The sequence below is a fragment of the Kineococcus esterisolvens genome, from assembly GCF_050871405.1.
Taxonomy (GTDB): domain Bacteria; phylum Actinomycetota; class Actinomycetes; order Actinomycetales; family Kineococcaceae; genus Kineococcus.
Genome location: NZ_JBJLRI010000029.1, coordinates 1 through 16,216, shown reverse-complemented (window position 1 = coordinate 16,216; position 16,216 = coordinate 1). Strand labels below are relative to the sequence as shown.

Here is a 16,216-nt window from a genome sequence, read left to right as displayed (position 1 = left end):
GGCGAACGCGGTGGGGCGCCGGTCCGGGGCCACCCGGACGGTGGCAGCATCGGACCCGACGCGCACGACCCGCGACGACGGTGAAGCGGACGACGAGTGAGGAGCTCACGGTGAGCAGCCAGAACAGCTTCCAAGCCAAGGCTACCCTAACATCAGCCGGCACGGAGTACACGATCTTCCGGCTCGCGGCGGTCGAGGGCGCCGAGAAGCTGCCGTACAGCCTGAAGGTGCTGCTGGAGAACCTGCTGCGCACCGAGGACGGTGCCAACACCACCGCCGACCACGTCCGTGCCCTGGCCGGCTGGGACCCGGACGCCGAGCCGGACACCGAGATCCAGTTCACCCCCGCCCGCGTGATCATGCAGGACTTCACGGGCGTGCCCTGCGTCGTCGACCTCGCCACCATGCGCGAGGCCGTCGCCGAGCTCGGCGGCGACCCGACGAAGATCAACCCGCTGGCCCCGGCCGAACTGGTCATCGACCACTCCGTCATCGCCGACGTCTTCGGCCGCCCCGACGCCTTCGAGCGCAACGTCGAGATCGAGTACGGCCGCAACCGCGAGCGCTACCAGTTCCTGCGCTGGGGCCAGACCGCCTTCGACGACTTCAAGGTCGTCCCCCCGGGCACCGGCATCGTGCACCAGGTGAACATCGAGCACCTGGCGCGCGTGGTCTTCCCGCGCGAGGTGGACGGCGAGCTGCAGGCCTACCCCGACACCCTGGTGGGCACCGACTCGCACACCACGATGGTCAACGGCCTGGGCGTGCTGGGCTGGGGCGTGGGCGGCATCGAGGCCGAGGCGGCCATGCTGGGCCAGCCGGTGTCCATGCTCATCCCGCGCGTGGTGGGCTTCAAGCTGACCGGGTCCATCCCCGCCGGCGCCACCGCCACCGACGTCGTGCTGACCATCACCCAGATGCTGCGCGAGCACGGTGTCGTCGGCAAGTTCGTGGAGTTCTACGGCGAGGGCGTGGGGGCCGTGCCGCTGGCCAACCGCGCCACCATCGGCAACATGAGCCCGGAGTTCGGCTCCACCGCGGCGATCTTCCCGATCGACGACGTCACGCTGGACTACCTGCGCCTGACCGGCCGCAGCGAGGAGCAGGTCGCGCTCGTCGAGGCCTACACCAAGGAGCAGGGCCTCTGGCACGACCCCTCCCGCGAGGCGAAGTACTCCGAGTACCTCGAGCTGGACCTGTCCACCGTGGTGCCGAGCATCGCCGGGCCCAAGCGCCCGCAGGACCGCATCGCGCTGACCAGCGCCAAGGAGGCGTTCCGCGCCGCCCTGGGCGACTACGTCACCGACGAGGTGCCCGGCGACGCGCCCTCGTCCGCGATGAGCAGCACGATCGACGACACCGCGACCGCCACGCAGGACGAGGCCAGCGCGGAGAGCTTCCCCGCCTCCGACCCGCCGGCAGCCTCCGGCGGAGACGCCAGCGACGCCCCGCACAGCCCCGGGCACGCCGACGGGCGCCCCTCCCGGCGGGTCGCGGTGACGATGGACGACGGCACCGAGACCGAGATCGACCACGGCGCCGTCGCCATCGCCTCGATCACCTCCTGCACCAACACCTCCAACCCCTCGGTGATGATCGCGGCGGCGCTGCTGGCGAAGAACGCCGTGGAGAAGGGCCTGACGGCCAAGCCCTGGGTGAAGACGTCGCTGGCGCCGGGCTCGAAGGTCGTCACCGACTACTACGAGAAGGCCGGCCTGACCCCCTACCTGGAGAAGCTCGGCTTCCACCTGGTCGGCTACGGCTGCGTCACCTGCATCGGCAACTCCGGCCCGCTGCCCGAGCCCGTCTCGGCCGCGGTGCAGGAGAACGACCTCGCGGTGACCGCGGTGCTCTCGGGCAACCGCAACTTCGAGGGCCGGATCAACCCGGACGTCAAGATGAACTACCTCGCCTCCCCGCCGCTGGTCATCGCCTACGCGATCGCCGGCACGATGGACTGGGACGTCGAGAGCGACCCGATCGGCCAGGACGAGTCCGGCCGGGACGTCTTCCTGCGCGACATCTGGCCCGACGCCGCCGAGGTGGAGCGGGTCATCGGCGAGGCCATCAGCAAGGACATGTTCGTCAAGGACTACGCCGACGTCTTCGCCGGTGACGAGCGCTGGCGGGGCCTGCCCACGCCCGAGGGCGACACCTTCGCGTGGGACCCGGAGTCCACCTACGTGCGCAAGCCCCCGTACTTCGAGGGCATGCAGGCGGAGCCGTCCCCGGTGACCGACATCTCCGGCGCACGGGTCCTGGCCCTGCTGGGCGACTCGGTGACCACCGACCACATCTCCCCGGCCGGTTCCATCAAACCCGACAGCCCGGCGGGGACGTACCTGTCCGAGCACGGCGTGGAGCGCAAGGACTTCAACTCCTACGGCTCGCGCCGCGGCAACCACGAGGTGATGATCCGCGGCACCTTCGCCAACATCCGGCTGAAGAACCTGCTGCTGGACGGTGTCTCGGGTGGTTACACCCGCGACTTCACCCGCGGCGGCGAGCAGGCGAGCATCTACGACGCGGCCCAGAACTACGCCGCGCAGGGCACCCCGCTCGTCGTGCTGGGCGGCAAGGAGTACGGCTCCGGGTCCTCTCGCGACTGGGCCGCGAAGGGCACCGCGCTGCTGGGCGTCAAGGCCGTCATCACCGAGAGCTTCGAGCGCATCCACCGCTCGAACCTCATCGGCATGGGCGTCGTGCCGCTGCAGTTCCCCGCCGGTGAGAGCGCCGGCTCCCTCGGCCTGGACGGCACCGAGACGTTCGACGTCGCCGGCCTGACCGAGCTCAACGAGGGCCGCACGCCGCGCACCGTGAAGGTGACGGCGACCAAGGAGGACGGCTCCACCGTGGAGTTCGATGCGGTCGTCCGCATCGACACCCCCGGCGAGGCGGACTACTACCGCAACGGCGGCATCCTGCAGTACGTGCTGCGCTCGCTGACGAACGCCTGACGTCCGCGGCGCGACGGAGGAGGGCGGTCACCCCGGTGGGGTGGCCGCCCTCCGGCGCGCACGGGGACCGGCCGGTCAGGCCCGGCCGGTCCCCGTGACCGGTGCGCTGAGGAACTCCTCCACCGCCAGGGCCCGGGTGCTGATGCGCACGTCGCCGATCCAGCCGTGGAAGCCTTGCCCGAACACCTCGTCCGACTGGGTGGCGCCCAGCGCGAACGGCTTGCCGAGCGTGGCGATGCCGGTGGCCCGCTGGGCCGGGTTGCGGACGGTCCGCGATCCGTCGACGTGGACGACCGTGCGGTGGCCGTCGTTGACGATCGCCACGTGCCGCCAGCGCCCGGGGGTCAGGGCGTGCGTCCACGACGTCGGGTTGACGTCCTCGGTCGCCGGGTAGAGCACGAACTGCAGGAACCGTTCCGGGCTGACGTTGAGGCTGCACGTCGGTTCCTCGGTCGTGTAACCGCTCGTCCTGCCGGCGTCGCCGTTGTTCCCCTCCCAGCTGAGCACGCCCATCCACGCGTGGTCGCCGGTGAACGGGTCGGGCAGCTTGAGGAACACCTCGATGGTGAACCCCGACAGGAACTTCTCGGAGTTCAGCGGTGCGTCCGGCCCGGTCTCCAGGACGGCCCCGCCGTCGGGGTCCCTGCGGCCGTCGAACCGCAGGCTGGCGTGGGCGGGCTGGCCCTCGTGGTGCTCGGCGGACCACGTCAGCGCTCCGGCGGTCCCGGCGCCGATGAGCCGCGCGGTGAGGTCGTTGCCGTTGCCGGACAGGTCGGCCACGACGGTCCCCGCGGCCACGACCGCGCCCTCCGCGGCACCCGGCAGGGCGTCGAAGCGCCAGTAGGCGGCCGTGTCCGGCCCGACCACCGCCCGGGCCGGGCGCGGGGCCGGGGCTGCGGGCGGGGCGAAGGAGGCGAAGCGCGCGGCCGGGTCCAGCGGGAAGGAGAAGCGGTCCGCGTCCCCGCTGCGCTCGACGTTCTCCTGCTGCAGGGGGGTGCGGTCACCGGCCGGCACCGCGCGCAGCCACGGGGAGGACGTCTCCACGTCCACCACGCCGCGGGCCAGGTCGAAGCGGTACAGCCGCAGGGTGCCGGCCCCGCCGTAGTACTGGTCCTGGTAGTTCGCCAGGTGGGCGTGCACCGCGTTCCCGGCGTCGTTGGTCAGGACGGTGCGCCCCACCGGCCAGAAGTGGCCGTTGAGGGTGAGGAAGACCTGGTCGTGCCCGCGCACGAGCTCCTCCCACAGCAGGCGGCCGTACTCCGACGGCTGCGCGGCGCCGTCGCCGGCACCGGCCTCGACGAGCTCGTGGGAGACGACGACGGTCGGCAGCGACGCGTTCTCCCGCAGCACGCCGTCCGCCCACGCCAGCCCGGCGTCCGAGAGGCGCCAGTCCAGCATCAGCACGAGCCAGTCCCGGCCGCCGGCGCGCACCACGTGGTGGGAGGAGTACCCGTCGGGGGAGGACCCGCGGTGCGTGGGCACGCCGCGGGCCCGGTCGGGGCCGAAGTGGCGCAGGTACGGCGTCGGCCCGCGCTGGTCGTCGCCCGTCACGTCGTGGTTGCCGGCGACGACGCCGTACGGCAGCGCCCGCCGGCCCGCGGGCAGTTCGGTGTCGAAGACGCGCGCGGCCAGGGCGGTCTCGGCCTCGCTGCCGTGCTCGGTGACGTCGCCCAGGTGCACCAGGAACGCGATGTTCTCGCTCGCCCGGTGCTCACGCAGCCACGCCAGGCTCGCCGCGAGCGGTTCGGGGTCGGCGCTGTCGGCGTCGAACAGGTACTGCGTGTCCGGCAGCACCGCGAGCGTGAAGCGCGGCGACTCCGGGTCGAAGCCGTGGCGGGCGGTGCCCGGCGCAGCGCCCGTCGCCGGGGCCGCAGCGGCGCTCGCGGGGACGGCGGGGACGGCGGTGGCGGCGGGGACGGCGAGGCCGGTGGCCAGCAGCGCGCGCCGCGACAGGTCGGGGGTCACGCCGCCAGCCCAGCCCTCCCGGGTGCCGGTGGTCCCACCGCCGGGTGAACGGCGCGGAGGTGCCCGGTGAACCCTCTGAGCCGGTGCGTGCGCAGTGTCGCGGCCCTCACCCGGACGGGTGCGCCCGGAGGATCAACTCCGGTGCTCCGCGTGCCGATGGGAGTGCTGGTGCGGCACCGCGCGGGTGCCGCTGTCGAGGACGGGGCGTGCAGTGTTCGACGAGGCGTGGCGCAGCCAGGGCGAGGACGTCGCCCCGGGGGTCGCCGCTGCGCTGCTGCACCTGGCCGCCGCCGGTGAGCAGCCCGTCCTCGTCGTCTCCCGCCCCCGCCCGCCGGAGGCGCCGGAACGGCCCCGCGTGCGCTGGGCCAACGCCACCCTCGCGGCCCTGCTGGGCGTGGCGACGGCCGACCTGGTGGACCTGGCCGTGGGCCGGGTGCTGCGCGGCGCCGACGCCCCCGGCGCCCTGGTGCGCGAGCGCTGCACCCGCTTCACCGCCGAGGCCGTCACCGCCTCCGGGGAGGTGCGCGCCGCGGAGGTCGCCGCCTGGCCGGTGCCCGAACGGGTCAGCGGGTTCGGCGCGGTCTCCGAGCGCCTGTGCGTCGACGTGGCGCTGGCCGCCGAGGACCACTGGGTGCTCCAGCTGGTCAGCCCCGACGACGAGCGCTCCCGCGCGGTGCTGCGCGCGGCCGAGGAGCGCTTCGCCACCCTCGCCCAGGACTCCCCGGCGCCCACCCTCGTCTCCGACGTGGGCGCGCGCCTGTCCCGTGTCAACGACGCCTTCGCGGCCCTGCTGGGGGTGCCGGCGCAGGAGCTGTGCGGCACCGGCTGGCTCGCGCACGTCCTCGACGACGAGCGCGGCCGCGTCGCGCAGGCCGTCGCCGACGTCCTGGCCGGTGAGCGCGTCACCTTCGACACCCGCCTGCGCACCGCCGTCGGCCAGGTCCGCTGGGTGACGGTGCGCCTGGCGCCCAGCCGCACCCCCGGCTACGGCGCCGGTTTCGTCGGCACCGTCGAGGACGTCACCGACCGCCGTGCGCGGGAGAACCGGCTGGCCTACCAGGCGCAGCACGACCTGCTGACCGGGCTGCCGAACCGCCTGGCGCTGCTGGAGCACCTGGGTGAGCTCCTGCCCGCCGCCTGCCCCGGCGGCGGTGGGCCGGCGCTGCCGCCGTCCGCGCCCGTGGGCGTGTTCATGGTGGACCTGGACGACTTCAAGACCGTCAACGACGGGCTGGGCCCCGAGGCCGGCGACGCGGTGCTCGTGGAGGTCGCGCGACGGATGGTGCGCACCGTGCGCACCGGCGACCTCGTCTCGCGCCCCGGCGGCGACGAGTTCGTGCTGGTGTGCCACGACCTGCCCGACGAGGCGGCCGTGGCGGCCACGGCCCGGCGGGTGCTGGACGCCCTGGTGGCCCCGGTGGAGGTCAACGGGCTGCGCCTGCGGGTCGGCGCCAGCGTCGGCGTGGTGCTGCTCGCCGGTGAGCCCGGCGGCGCCGAGGAGGTCGTGCGCGACGTCGGCATCGCCACCCACGAGGCCAAGGCCGCCGGCGGCGGCCGCTGGGCGCTGCTGGACGAGGAGGTGCGCCGGCGGGCGCGCCGGTCCCTGCGCCTGGTCGCCGACCTGCGCGAGGCCCTGGCCCGCGGGGCGATCGAGGTGCACTACCAGCCGGTGGTCCGCCCCGGCACCGCCACCCGGCCGGCCGCGCAGCTGCTGTCGGTGGAGGCGCTGGCCCGCTGGCGCCACCCGGAGCTCGGCCCGATCGACCCGGCCACCTTCATCGAGGTCGCCGAGCGCGCCAACCTGGTGCCGCTGCTGGACGCGCACGTCCTCGCCGTGGCCTGCCGGGACCTGGCCGCCTGGCGTGCCGAGGCGACGGCCGTGGGCCTGCCGCACGTGCCGCGCCGGGTGGCGGTCAACGTGTCCGCGGTGAGCCTGTCCGCGGAGGGCTTCGCCGACGGCGTGCGCCGCACGGTCGCCGCCGCCGGTCTGCAGCTGGACGACGTGTGCCTGGAGGTCACCGAGACGGCCCTGGCCAGCGACCTGCGCGCCTGCCGCGCCGTCCTGGAGGAGTTGCGGTCCGACGGCGCCCGCGTGGCCATCGACGACTTCGGCACCGGCTACTCCTCGCTGGCGTACCTGGTGGACCTGCCCGTGGACCACCTGAAGGTGGACCGCTCCTTCGTGCGCGGCCTGCGCGGCGGGCACGACGCGGCCGGTGGCGCGCGCGGCGGGCCCGCGCGGGCCGTGGCCGCGGCCGTGGTGTCCCTGGCGCGCACCCTGGGGCTGGACGTGGTCGCCGAGGGCGTGGAGACGCACGAGCAGAACGCCGTGCTCGTCGAGCTCGGCTGCGAGGCGGTGCAGGGCTACCTCTACGCCCGGCCCATGGCGCGGGAGGAGCTGTGGCAGGTGCTCCTCGACGGCGGCACCCTCGCCCCTCAGCAGCCCGCGCTGCCCGCGCCGAGGCAGGTCCCGGCGTGAACCTCTCCCGCCCCCACCCCGCAGCCCCGCCCCGCCCGCTGCTGCTCGCCGCGGCCCCGCCGGGCACCTCCGTCGTGCCCGACGGTGCCGTCCGGGTGCTGGGCCGCATCAGCGCCGCCCTGGACGACCTGCCCGCGCACCGGCCCGTGGCGGCCCGCGTCGTCGCCCAGGCCGACGACCACCGCTCGGACGCCCGGTCGCTGGGCCAGACCCTCGGGTGCGACCCGGCGCTGACCGCGAAGGTGCTGCGGCTGGCGAACTCCGCCTACTTCGGCCTGAGCGGCCGCGTGTCCGCGCCGGCGTTCGCCGTCACCGTCGTGGGCTTCTCCACCGTGCGCAGCCTGGCGGTGGCCGCGATGGCGGGGCTGGAGGACGTGCCCGAAGCGCTGGAGGGCTTCTGGGAGCGCAGCGTCCTCACGGCGGTCGCCGCCGGCGAGGCCGCGGGCCGCCTCGGCGTGAAGGCGCCCGACGCGTTCAGCCTGGGCCTGCTGGCGCGGCTGGGCCAGGCGCTGCTGGTGCGCTGCGACCCCGTCGACTACCCGGCCCTGCTGGCCGGTGCCGGCGACCGCGAGGCCCTGCTGGCGGCCGAGGTGCGCCGGTACGGCTCCGGCCACACCCGCGTCTCGGCCGAGGCGCTGGCCGCGTGGTCCTTCCCCGACGACCTGCCCGCGGCCCTCGCCCAGGTGGACGCCCCCGGCTGGGCGTCCCCGCTGGCGGTGTGCGTGCGCCTGGGCGTGGAGCTGTCCGAGCGTCTCCTGGACCCGGTGCGACCGCCTCGGCCCGCGGGCCACCTCAGCGGCGGCCGCGTCGACGACGGGGAGCTGGACGCCCTGCGCCCGCGCGTCCAGCGGGTCGCGGCGGAGATGCTGCACCTGCTGGCGGCCTGAGCTCCCGCGCGCGGGCCGGCGGGCCCCACCGCGCACCGCCCGGCCCCGGCGGGCAGGATGGCCCCCGTGTGCGAGGCGACCCCCGATGCTGAGATCACCCTGCCTGATCACGAGCACTCGGCGCGTCGGGCCCGCACCTTCCTGTCCGAGGCCTACTGCACGATCCACCACGCCCGCGTGCTCGACGAGGCGCAGCTGCTCGTCTCCGAGCTGGTGACCAACGCGGTGCGCCACGGCGGCCCGCCCGTGCGGGTGCGCGTGCACTGCGACGGTTCCGCGGGGCTGCAGGTGTCCGTCTCCGACGGTGACCCCCGCCCGCCGGTGCGCCGTGACGCCGCCCCCGAGGCGGAGGGCGGGCGAGGGGTGGCCCTGGTCGACATCCTCTCCGACCGCTGGGGCGTGGAGCGGGCCGACCGCGGCAAGACCGTCTGGTTCGTGCTGTCCTGACCCTCGCCGGGCCGGTGCCCGGTGCACCCGGGCGCGCACCGCGCTGCGGCCGCCCGGCCCCACCCTCAGCGGGGTGCCGGCCCGCCCGGGTGCGGCCCCCGGCCGCCGGGCGGGACGACCCGCCGCACGAGGTCGGCCCAGCCGTCGCCGAGGCGGTCCACGCCCAGGCTGCGCACGCCCGCCAGGTGCGCCGACAGCGGCGCCTCCAGGCACGACAGCAGGTAGAAGGACAGCACGTCCAGGTCGCCGGGCGCTGCGGCGGCGCGCAGCAGGACCCGCACGTGCATCCGGGCGAAGTCCGCCGGCGGGCCGGCGCCCCCGCGCAGGTCGGCCTCCGCCGCGCGCAGCAGTTCGCCGCGCTCGGCGAGGAAGCGCAGGCGGTGCCGCCCGAACGCCTCCAGCCGTTGCACGGGGTCGGCGCCGGGCCCCAGCGGTGGCGGCCCGGCGAGGACCTGATGCTGGAAGGAACGCTCGAACTCGTCGAGCAGCGCCGTGAACAACCCGGAGCGCGAGCCGAACCGGCGGAACACCGTGCCCTTGCCCACGCCGGCGCGTGCGGCCAGGCAGTCCATGCTGAAACCCGCCACGCCCACCTCCTCGACCAGGCGCCGTGCCGCGCACAGCAGCGCCTCGCGGTTGCGGGAGGCGTCCGAGCGCACCGGCGGCGGTGCGGTGCCGATGACCGGCAGGGGGCGCGTCACACGGCGAGGGTAGGCCCCGCCCGGCCGTGCCGGGCGGGGCCGGGCGGGGCCGGGTGGTGGCGCCCGCGCGGGGGAGCCCACTACAGTTCCGGGAACAAGCGGACCGCGGTCCGCATTGATCCGGCTGGACCGCGGGGAGCCCGCGGTCCCCACCACCTCCCGAGGAGCTCCCCGTGACCGACGTCCTGGTCCTGGTCGGCAGCCTGCGTGCCGCCTCCGTCAACCGCCAGATCGCCGAGACCGCCGTGCAGCTGGCGCCCGAGGGTGCCTCGCTGCGCGTCCACGACGGTCTGAGCGACCTGCCCTTCTACAACGAGGACGTCGACGTGGAGGGCTCGGTCCCGCCCGCCGCCACCGCGCTGCGCGAGGCGATCGCCGCCGCCGACGCCGTCCTCGTCGTCACCCCCGAGCACAACGGCACCATCCCGGCCGTGCTGAAGAACGCCGTCGACTGGGCCTCGCGCCCCTACGGCGCCAGTTCCCTGTCCGGCAAGCCGCTGGCGGTCGTGGGCAGCGCCTTCGGCCAGTACGGCGGCGTGTGGGCGCAGGACGACGCGCGCAAGGTGTTCGGCATCGCCGGCGCGAACGTGCTGGCCGAGGCCACCATGGCCATCCCCGGTTCCGTGGTCCGCTTCGCGCAGCTGCACCCCAAGGACGACAGCGAGGTCACCGAGAAGCTGACCGCCGTCCTGCAGGCCCTCGTCGGCGCCACCGAGCCCGCCGCGGCCTGAGACCCGCCGGGGCCGGGCGCGCGGCGGTCGCGGCCGCGCCGCCCGGCGGCTAGCGTCGCGGGCGTGGAGCGCTGCAGCGGGGGTCCGCGGTGATCGTCCCGCCGCTGCGCGAGCGCGACCGCGAAGCCACCGAGCTGATGGACGCGCCGGGCTGCGACCCGGCCGCCCTGGAGCGGACCTACGCGCGCTTCCGGTTCGTCAACGCCGTCGTCGCCGGCTGGCAGGTGACGTACCGCCGGCACCTGCGCCCGGTCCTGCCCCGCGACCGCCCGGCCACCGTGCTCGACGTCGGCTGCGGCGGCGGGGACCTGGCACGGGCGCTGGCCCGGTGGGCACGCCGCGACGGCTACCGCCTGCACGTCACCGGCACCGACCCCGACCCCCGCGCCCACGCCTGGGCGACCGGTCGCCCGCCCGTGCCCGGCGTGGAGTTCGTGCGCGCCCGCAGCGGCGACCTCCTCGCGCAGGGGCGCCGCTTCGACGTGGTGGTCTCCAACCACCTGCTGCACCACCTCGACGACGAGGGGTTCGCCGCGCTGCTGGACGACTCCCGGTCCCTGGCGCGCCGCCGAGCCCTGCACAGCGACATCGCGCGCAGCCGGTGGGCCTACGCCCTGTTCTCCGCCGGCGCGCTGCCCCTCTCGCCCGGGTCCTTCACCCGCCGGGACGGGCTGACCTCCATCCGCCGCAGCTGGTCGCGCGCCGAGCTGCACGCGGCCGCCCCGCCCGGGTGGCGCGTGGAACGGCCCTGGCCGGGCCGCAACCTCCTGCGGCACGACGCCGACGGGGCCTGAGCGGTGCGGACGGCGGCGCCCGGGGACGCCCGGGCGGAGCGCCGGTGCGACGTCCTCGTGGCCGGCGGTGGCCCGGTCGGTCTGCTGCTGGCGGCGCTGCTGGCGCAGCGCGGTGTGGACGTGGTGGTGCTGGAGCGCCGCCTCGCCCCCGGTCGCCACTCCCGCGCCATCGGCCTGCACCCGCCGGCCCTGGCTGCGCTGGACGAGCTCGGTCTGGCCGGGGCGGCCGCCGCCCAGGGTTTCCGGGTGGGGCGCGGCCAGGCGCGCAGCCGCGGTCGCCTCCTGGGGGAGGTGACGTTCGAGCGCGCCTGGCCGCGCACCCCGTTCGTCCTGACCCTGCCGCAGCAGCGCACCGAGGCTCTGCTGGCCACCCGGCTGGCCGAGCTCGCGCCGGCCGCGCTGCAGCGCGGCCGGGAGGTCGTCGACGTGCGTGAACGCGGCGGCCTCGTGCACGTCACTACCGCGGGACCCGGCGCAGCGGGGGAGCGCACGTGGCGGGCCCGGGTCGTCGTGGGCGCCGACGGCGCGCGCAGCCGGGTGCGCGACCTGGCCGGCATCGGGGTGCTCGCCCGCCCCTGCCCGGACGCCTACCTCATGGGCGACCACCTCGTGGACGACGTCGCCGGCGACGCCGGGGCGGGGGCGGCCGCCATCCACCTGGAACCCGGTGGGGTGGTGGAGTCCTTCCCGCTGCCCGGCGGGGTGCGCCGCTGGGTCGTGCACACCGGTTCGGTGCAGGCCGAACCCGACGCGGCCGTGCTGGCCGCCCTCGTGACCGAGCGCACCGGTGAGGTGCTCGACCCGGCGTCCAGCACGATGGTCAGCGCCTTCTCGGTGCGCCGCCGGCTCGCCCGGCAGCTCGTGCGCGGCCGCGTCGTGCTCGTCGGTGACGCCGCCCACGAGTTCAGCCCCATCGGTGGGCAGGGCATCACCCTCGGCTGGCTCGACGCGCAGGCCCTCGTCCCGGTCCTGCTGCGGGTCCTGCGGGGCGGGTCGTGCACCGACGGCGACCTGCGGACGGTGCCCGCCGCCATCCGGTTCGAGCGCGAGCGCGTGCGCGCGGCCCGTTCCGCGGCCCGCCGCGCCGGGCTCAACACCGCACTGGGCCGGCCGCTGCCCCCGGCGGGCTCGCTCGCCCGCGAGGTCCTGGTGCGGGTGGCGCTGGGCACACCCCTGCGCCACCGGCTGGCCGGCGAGTTCTCCATGCGCTGGGCGTGAGCCCCCGCGCTGGACGCGACGCCCCCGCGGGTCCACCGCGGCGCCCGCGGGACGCCGGTGCCCGGCGCCGGTGGCGTCTGGTCGACCCGCCGGCCCGTCCCCCACCTGCCCACCCCACTCCTGCACGTGCACGTGCGGCCCGGACGCTCCGTCGCTGAAACCCCGGACGGCCCGCACGACGGCGTCGTGCAGCACGGGGTCCCCAGCGGGAGGAAGTGCCCGTCCAGCGGAAGCTCGACCTCCACCGCCCCGGCCAGGGCCGGGGCGCCGGCCGCGCGGGGGACGTGCGGGTCGAACCTCGGGCGCAGCGCGAGGATGCGCGGGTGGGAGCGCACGTCCGCGGCCAGTTCCCGCATCACCGGGTCACGCGGGGACAGCCGCCGGACCGCGCGGGCCGGGAACCACCTCGCGCACGTCGAACCGGCGAAGGGGGTGGCGATCGTGACGAGCCCCACGACGCGGGAGTCCACTTCGGGCAGCGCGAAGGCGGACTTGGCGATGAGCGCACCCTTGGAGTGCGCCACGAGGACGACGCGCTCCAGGTCGAGCTCCAGCAGCCGATCGCGCACGAGCCGCGCCGATCCGTCCAGGTCGGCGGAGTTCGTCCCGAGCGCAGGCACCGTGTGGACGGGGTGGCCCGCCTCGTGCAGGGCGTCACCCAGCTCGCGCAGCACCGGCCAGGTCTCCCGGACGCCCGGGACCAGCACCACCGGCGTCGCGGTGCCGCTGAGCCAACGGGCGGGGTCCGGTGCAGCGGTGAACGCGCGCAGCTGGGCCGCGACGATCCACGCGTAGTCCCCGGCGCGCAGCAGCAGCCGGAGACCGCCCGTCACAGCGCGACGAGTTCGGCGAGGTGTTCCTGCACCTCCGCGGCGTGGTCGAGCACCACGGAGTGGGCGGCGCCGGCTCTGCCCACGGACCGCGCCGCGCTCGCGCGGCGGGCATCCTCGTCCAGCGCTCCGGAGCCACGGCGTCGCGCCCGCCACGCAGGACGAGCACGGGGACGTCGACGAGCCCGACCCTGTCCTCGATCGGGTAGCGGAGCACCGAGGGCAGCACGTTCCGGGACCACCGCCAGCCGCACCGCGCGTAACCCTGCAACGACACGACGCGCACCGCGGGCCGCTCGAACACCGCGCTCTGCAGCAGGCGCACCGCCTGCCGGGGGACCCGGCGCTCGTCCAGGTTCACCGGTGGGCCGGTGAGCGCCAGGTGCGCCACGGCCCCCGGGTCCTGCAGGGCGGCCTCCGTGGCGACCCGGGCCCCCGTCGAGTGACCCACCAGCAGGACGCGGGTCAGCCCCGCCGAACGGGTCCAGGACGCGACCGGGGCGCCCACCTCCTCCGTGCTCAGCGGGGAGTCGGGGTGGGGGACACCGGCGAACCCCGGGAGTTCGACGAGGTGGACGGTGCCCGTCCGGGCGAGCTCGACGGCCGGTCGCTGGAAGTGCTCCGCGGACACCCCCAGCCCGTGCACGAGGACGACGTCGTCACGGTGGTCCGGGAGCACGTCGTCGGTCGCCGCCACCCACGTGGTCCACGTCCGCAACCACGCGCCGCGGTGCTGGAGGCGGTCGATGCGGACGGTCAGCCCGGAGGGCACGTCGTGGGCGGTGATTCTGCGGTGCACCCGGGGCTCATCGCGCCGCTCCGGGACGCGGTGGTGGACGAGCCGTGTCCAGCCGCTCGGTCCACGCCGCTCGGCCGGCCCGTCGTGGAGGTCGACGCGCCGCCCACCGACCCGTTCGCGCGCGTCGGCGTCGACCCCGTCCTGCTGCGGTGGGGACGCCCACGGCGCGGGCCCGGGGCGGCCGGGTCGGTACGTTGCCCCCGTGAGCACCGAGCGACGACACGAGCTGCACGCCGACCTCCTGGCCGCCCTGGCCGGGGACGCGGGCGCGGCGCGGTCGCTGCGCGAGCGCCCGCCCGCGCCCGCCGACGAGCCGCAGGCGCAGCCGCCCGCGCTGCCCGGGCTGCCGTCCCCGCACCGCCGCGCGCTCGCCGTCGCCCTCACCGGCGCGCCCCTCCTCGTGGACGACCCCACCGGCGGCGGCACGTTCACCGCCGCGCTGCTGGCGGCCCTGGCCGCCGACGGCCGGCGGGCCCTGCACCTGACGGACCGCGCCACCTCCACCGCCGTGCGCGCCGACCTGGCCCGGGAAGGGCTCGAGAGCCTCCTCGAGGGCGAGGACTCGCCCACCGGCGGCACGCAGCCGGGTGGAGCGCAGGCCGGTGGGGCGCAGCCCGTCGACGAGACCCGCCGCGAGCAGTTGCGGGCGCTGCTGGACCGCTACGCCGGGACGTTGCACGCCCGCCCCGCCGACGGCGGCCCCACGGCCTTCGAGGTGCTCGCCGAGCTCGTCGAGCTGCGCACGGCGCACGTGCACCCACCGCTGCTGCCCGCCGCGGCCACCTGGGACCAGCAGCGCCGCGCCGAGGTCGCCGAGCTCCTGCACGGCTCCACGGCCCCCGTGCCCGACGGGGACCCCGGCGCCGTCGACTCCCCCGAGGAGGCCGACCGCCTGCTGGCCGAGCTGGACCCGCTGCCCGCGGCGCTCGCCGACCTGCCCGGCCTCACCGACCGGTTGCGGTCCGAGGTGTCCTGGCAGCCGCTGCGCACCCTGGGCGACGCCGAGCGGGCCGTGGACCTGCTGGGGCGCGTCGAAGCCGCCGAACGCACCTACCTGCCCCTCGCCCTCACCGCCGACCTCGACCAGGCGCGGGCCGTCCTGACCCAGCAGCAGCGCTCGTTCCTCAGCGCCGAGGAGCGCACCCGCCGCCGGGAGGTCAAGCGCCTGGCCGCCCTGCGCCACGACGGGACCTTCGGCCTGCGAGACGTCGAGGAACTGCGGGCCCTGCGCGGCTCGTGGGCCGAGCACGCCTCCGGCCCGCCGCGGGCGTGGCGCGGGCGGGCGCAGCTCGCCCAGCAGCTCGACACCGTGCGCCGCCTGCTCGCCGCGAACCCGGCCGCGCTGTCCCCGCTGCCGCAGGACACCGCCGAGGTGGAGCTCGCACAGCTCAGCGACCTCGCCGCCCGCGCGGAGCAGGCGCGCGCGGCGCTCCTGCACCGCCGCCGGCAGCTTCGCCTGTCCGCGCAGGGTCTGCAGGACCTCGCTGCCGCCGTCCCCGCCGGGGCCGGGGAGGAGGAGGTGTCCCGCCTGGTGCGCGCGGCGTGGCTGCGGGCGCTCGCGGACGTCGCCCTCGACGCTCTCGACGCCGTCGCCGGCCGCCCCGGCGGGCTCGCCGCGGAGTTCCGTGCGCTGGACGAGCGCGCCTCCCGCACCACCGCCCAGCGACTGCGCGCCGCCCTGGCCGCGCACGGTCCCGCACCCCGCTGCCTCGTCGCCCACGGGCCCGCGGAGGTGCCCGGCGACGCGGAGTTCGACGTCCTCGTCGTCGGCGGGGCGCACCGGCGCCCCGCCGAGGACGTGCTGGTGCTGGCGGGCCGTGCCCGGCAGCTCGTCGTCGTCGGTACCGCCGAGGGCACCGGCCCCGCCGACGGCTCCGCCTGGAGCGCGCTCGCGGCACTGCTCCCCGCGCACGAGCTGCGCTGGCCCGAGGTGCCCGAGCACGCGCCGACCACCGCTGTGCGCGACGCCGTCGCCGGGGCCCTGCGCGCCGCGGACCTGTCCGTGACGGCCGGCGAGCTCGTCGCCGGCCACCCCGTGGACCTGCTGGTGGCCCCGCCCGCGGGGGGTGCGCCGCTGGCCGTGGAGCTGGACGGTGCTGCGTACCTGGCGCTGCCGACGGTCGGCGACCGCCACGTCGCACGGCCGGGTCAGCTGGAGCGTTCCGGGCTGAGCGTGCACCGCGTGTGGAGCGCGGCGTGGTTCCGCGACCCGGGCCGCGAGGTGGAGCGCGTCGTCGAGTCGCTGCGGCGGATCGGGGAAGAGGCCGAGCGCGCCGCTCGAGAAGAGGCCGAGCGCGCCGCTCGAGAAGAGGCCGAGCGCGCCGCTCGAGAAGAGGCCGAGCGCGCCGCTCGAGAAGAGGCCGAGCGCGCCGCTCGAGAAGAGGCCGAGCGCGCCGCTCGAGAAGAGG

General features: G+C 76.5%; 11 protein-coding genes. 8 read left to right on the top strand and 3 right to left on the bottom strand.

Annotated features, from left to right (window positions below; genetic code table 11):
* The first annotated feature begins 110 nt into the window (after positions 1-110).
* Complete coding sequence (locus ACRYR8_RS11045) at positions 111-2,957, top strand: aconitate hydratase (protein WP_432484553.1); 2,847 nt, start codon at positions 111-113, stop codon at positions 2,955-2,957.
* Between the two features lie 75 nt (positions 2,958-3,032).
* Here ACRYR8_RS11045 and ACRYR8_RS11040 read toward each other — a convergent pair whose 3' ends face one another.
* On the bottom strand, positions 3,033-4,922 hold the full coding sequence (locus tag ACRYR8_RS11040; RefSeq protein ID WP_432484551.1) for a LamG-like jellyroll fold domain-containing protein: 1,890 nt from the start codon (positions 4,920-4,922) through the stop codon (positions 3,033-3,035).
* 211 nt (positions 4,923-5,133) lie between these two features.
* Between ACRYR8_RS11040 and ACRYR8_RS11035 the strand changes: the two genes are divergently transcribed.
* Genes ACRYR8_RS11035 through ACRYR8_RS11025 form a run of 3 tightly spaced genes read left to right on the top strand, consistent with a single transcriptional unit; the run spans position 5,134 to position 8,735 of the window.
* On the top strand, positions 5,134-7,401 hold the full coding sequence (locus tag ACRYR8_RS11035) for a putative bifunctional diguanylate cyclase/phosphodiesterase (RefSeq protein ID WP_432484549.1): 2,268 nt from the start codon (positions 5,134-5,136) through the stop codon (positions 7,399-7,401).
* On the top strand, positions 7,398-8,288 hold the full coding sequence (locus tag ACRYR8_RS11030; protein ID WP_432484547.1) for an HDOD domain-containing protein: 891 nt from the start codon (positions 7,398-7,400) through the stop codon (positions 8,286-8,288). Before ACRYR8_RS11035 ends, ACRYR8_RS11030 begins: the two co-directional genes overlap by 4 nt.
* 57 nt (positions 8,289-8,345) lie before the next feature.
* On the top strand, positions 8,346-8,735 hold the full coding sequence (locus ACRYR8_RS11025; protein WP_432484545.1) for an ATP-binding protein: 390 nt from the start codon (positions 8,346-8,348) through the stop codon (positions 8,733-8,735).
* Positions 8,736-8,800: 65 nt separating this feature from the next.
* Here the strand turns inward: ACRYR8_RS11025 and ACRYR8_RS11020 are convergent, their stop codons facing one another.
* Positions 8,801-9,436, bottom strand: a complete 636-nt coding sequence (locus ACRYR8_RS11020; protein WP_432484543.1) for a TetR/AcrR family transcriptional regulator — start codon at positions 9,434-9,436, stop codon at positions 8,801-8,803.
* A 173-nt stretch (positions 9,437-9,609) separates the two neighbouring features.
* Between ACRYR8_RS11020 and ACRYR8_RS11015 the strand changes: the two genes are divergently transcribed.
* The 3 genes from ACRYR8_RS11015 to ACRYR8_RS11005 all read left to right on the top strand — a co-directional run bounded on the left by ACRYR8_RS11015 (position 9,610) and on the right by ACRYR8_RS11005 (position 12,179).
* Positions 9,610-10,167 (top strand): NAD(P)H-dependent oxidoreductase, encoded by a 558-nt coding sequence (locus ACRYR8_RS11015; protein WP_432484541.1) that lies wholly within the window; start codon positions 9,610-9,612, stop codon positions 10,165-10,167.
* 89 nt (positions 10,168-10,256) lie between these two features.
* A complete protein-coding gene (locus tag ACRYR8_RS11010) occupies positions 10,257-10,961 on the top strand; it encodes a class I SAM-dependent methyltransferase (protein ID WP_432484539.1) in 705 nt (234 codons plus the stop codon).
* Between the two features lie 3 nt (positions 10,962-10,964).
* Positions 10,965-12,179 carry an FAD-dependent oxidoreductase gene (locus tag ACRYR8_RS11005; RefSeq protein ID WP_432484537.1) on the top strand — a complete coding sequence of 405 codons (1,215 nt, stop codon included), beginning with the start codon at positions 10,965-10,967 and terminating at the stop codon, positions 12,177-12,179.
* 654 nt (positions 12,180-12,833) lie between these two features.
* On the opposite strand, the gene ACRYR8_RS11000 is transcribed toward ACRYR8_RS11005, so the two are convergent.
* Positions 12,834-13,808 (bottom strand): alpha/beta fold hydrolase, encoded by a 975-nt coding sequence (locus ACRYR8_RS11000; protein WP_432484535.1) that lies wholly within the window; start codon positions 13,806-13,808, stop codon positions 12,834-12,836.
* Positions 13,809-14,010: 202 nt separating this feature from the next.
* On the opposite strand from ACRYR8_RS11000, the gene ACRYR8_RS10995 reads away from it, so the two are divergent.
* On the top strand, positions 14,011-16,216 hold a 2,206-nt coding region (locus ACRYR8_RS10995; protein WP_432484533.1), incomplete at its 3' end, for a PDDEXK-like endonuclease domain-containing protein.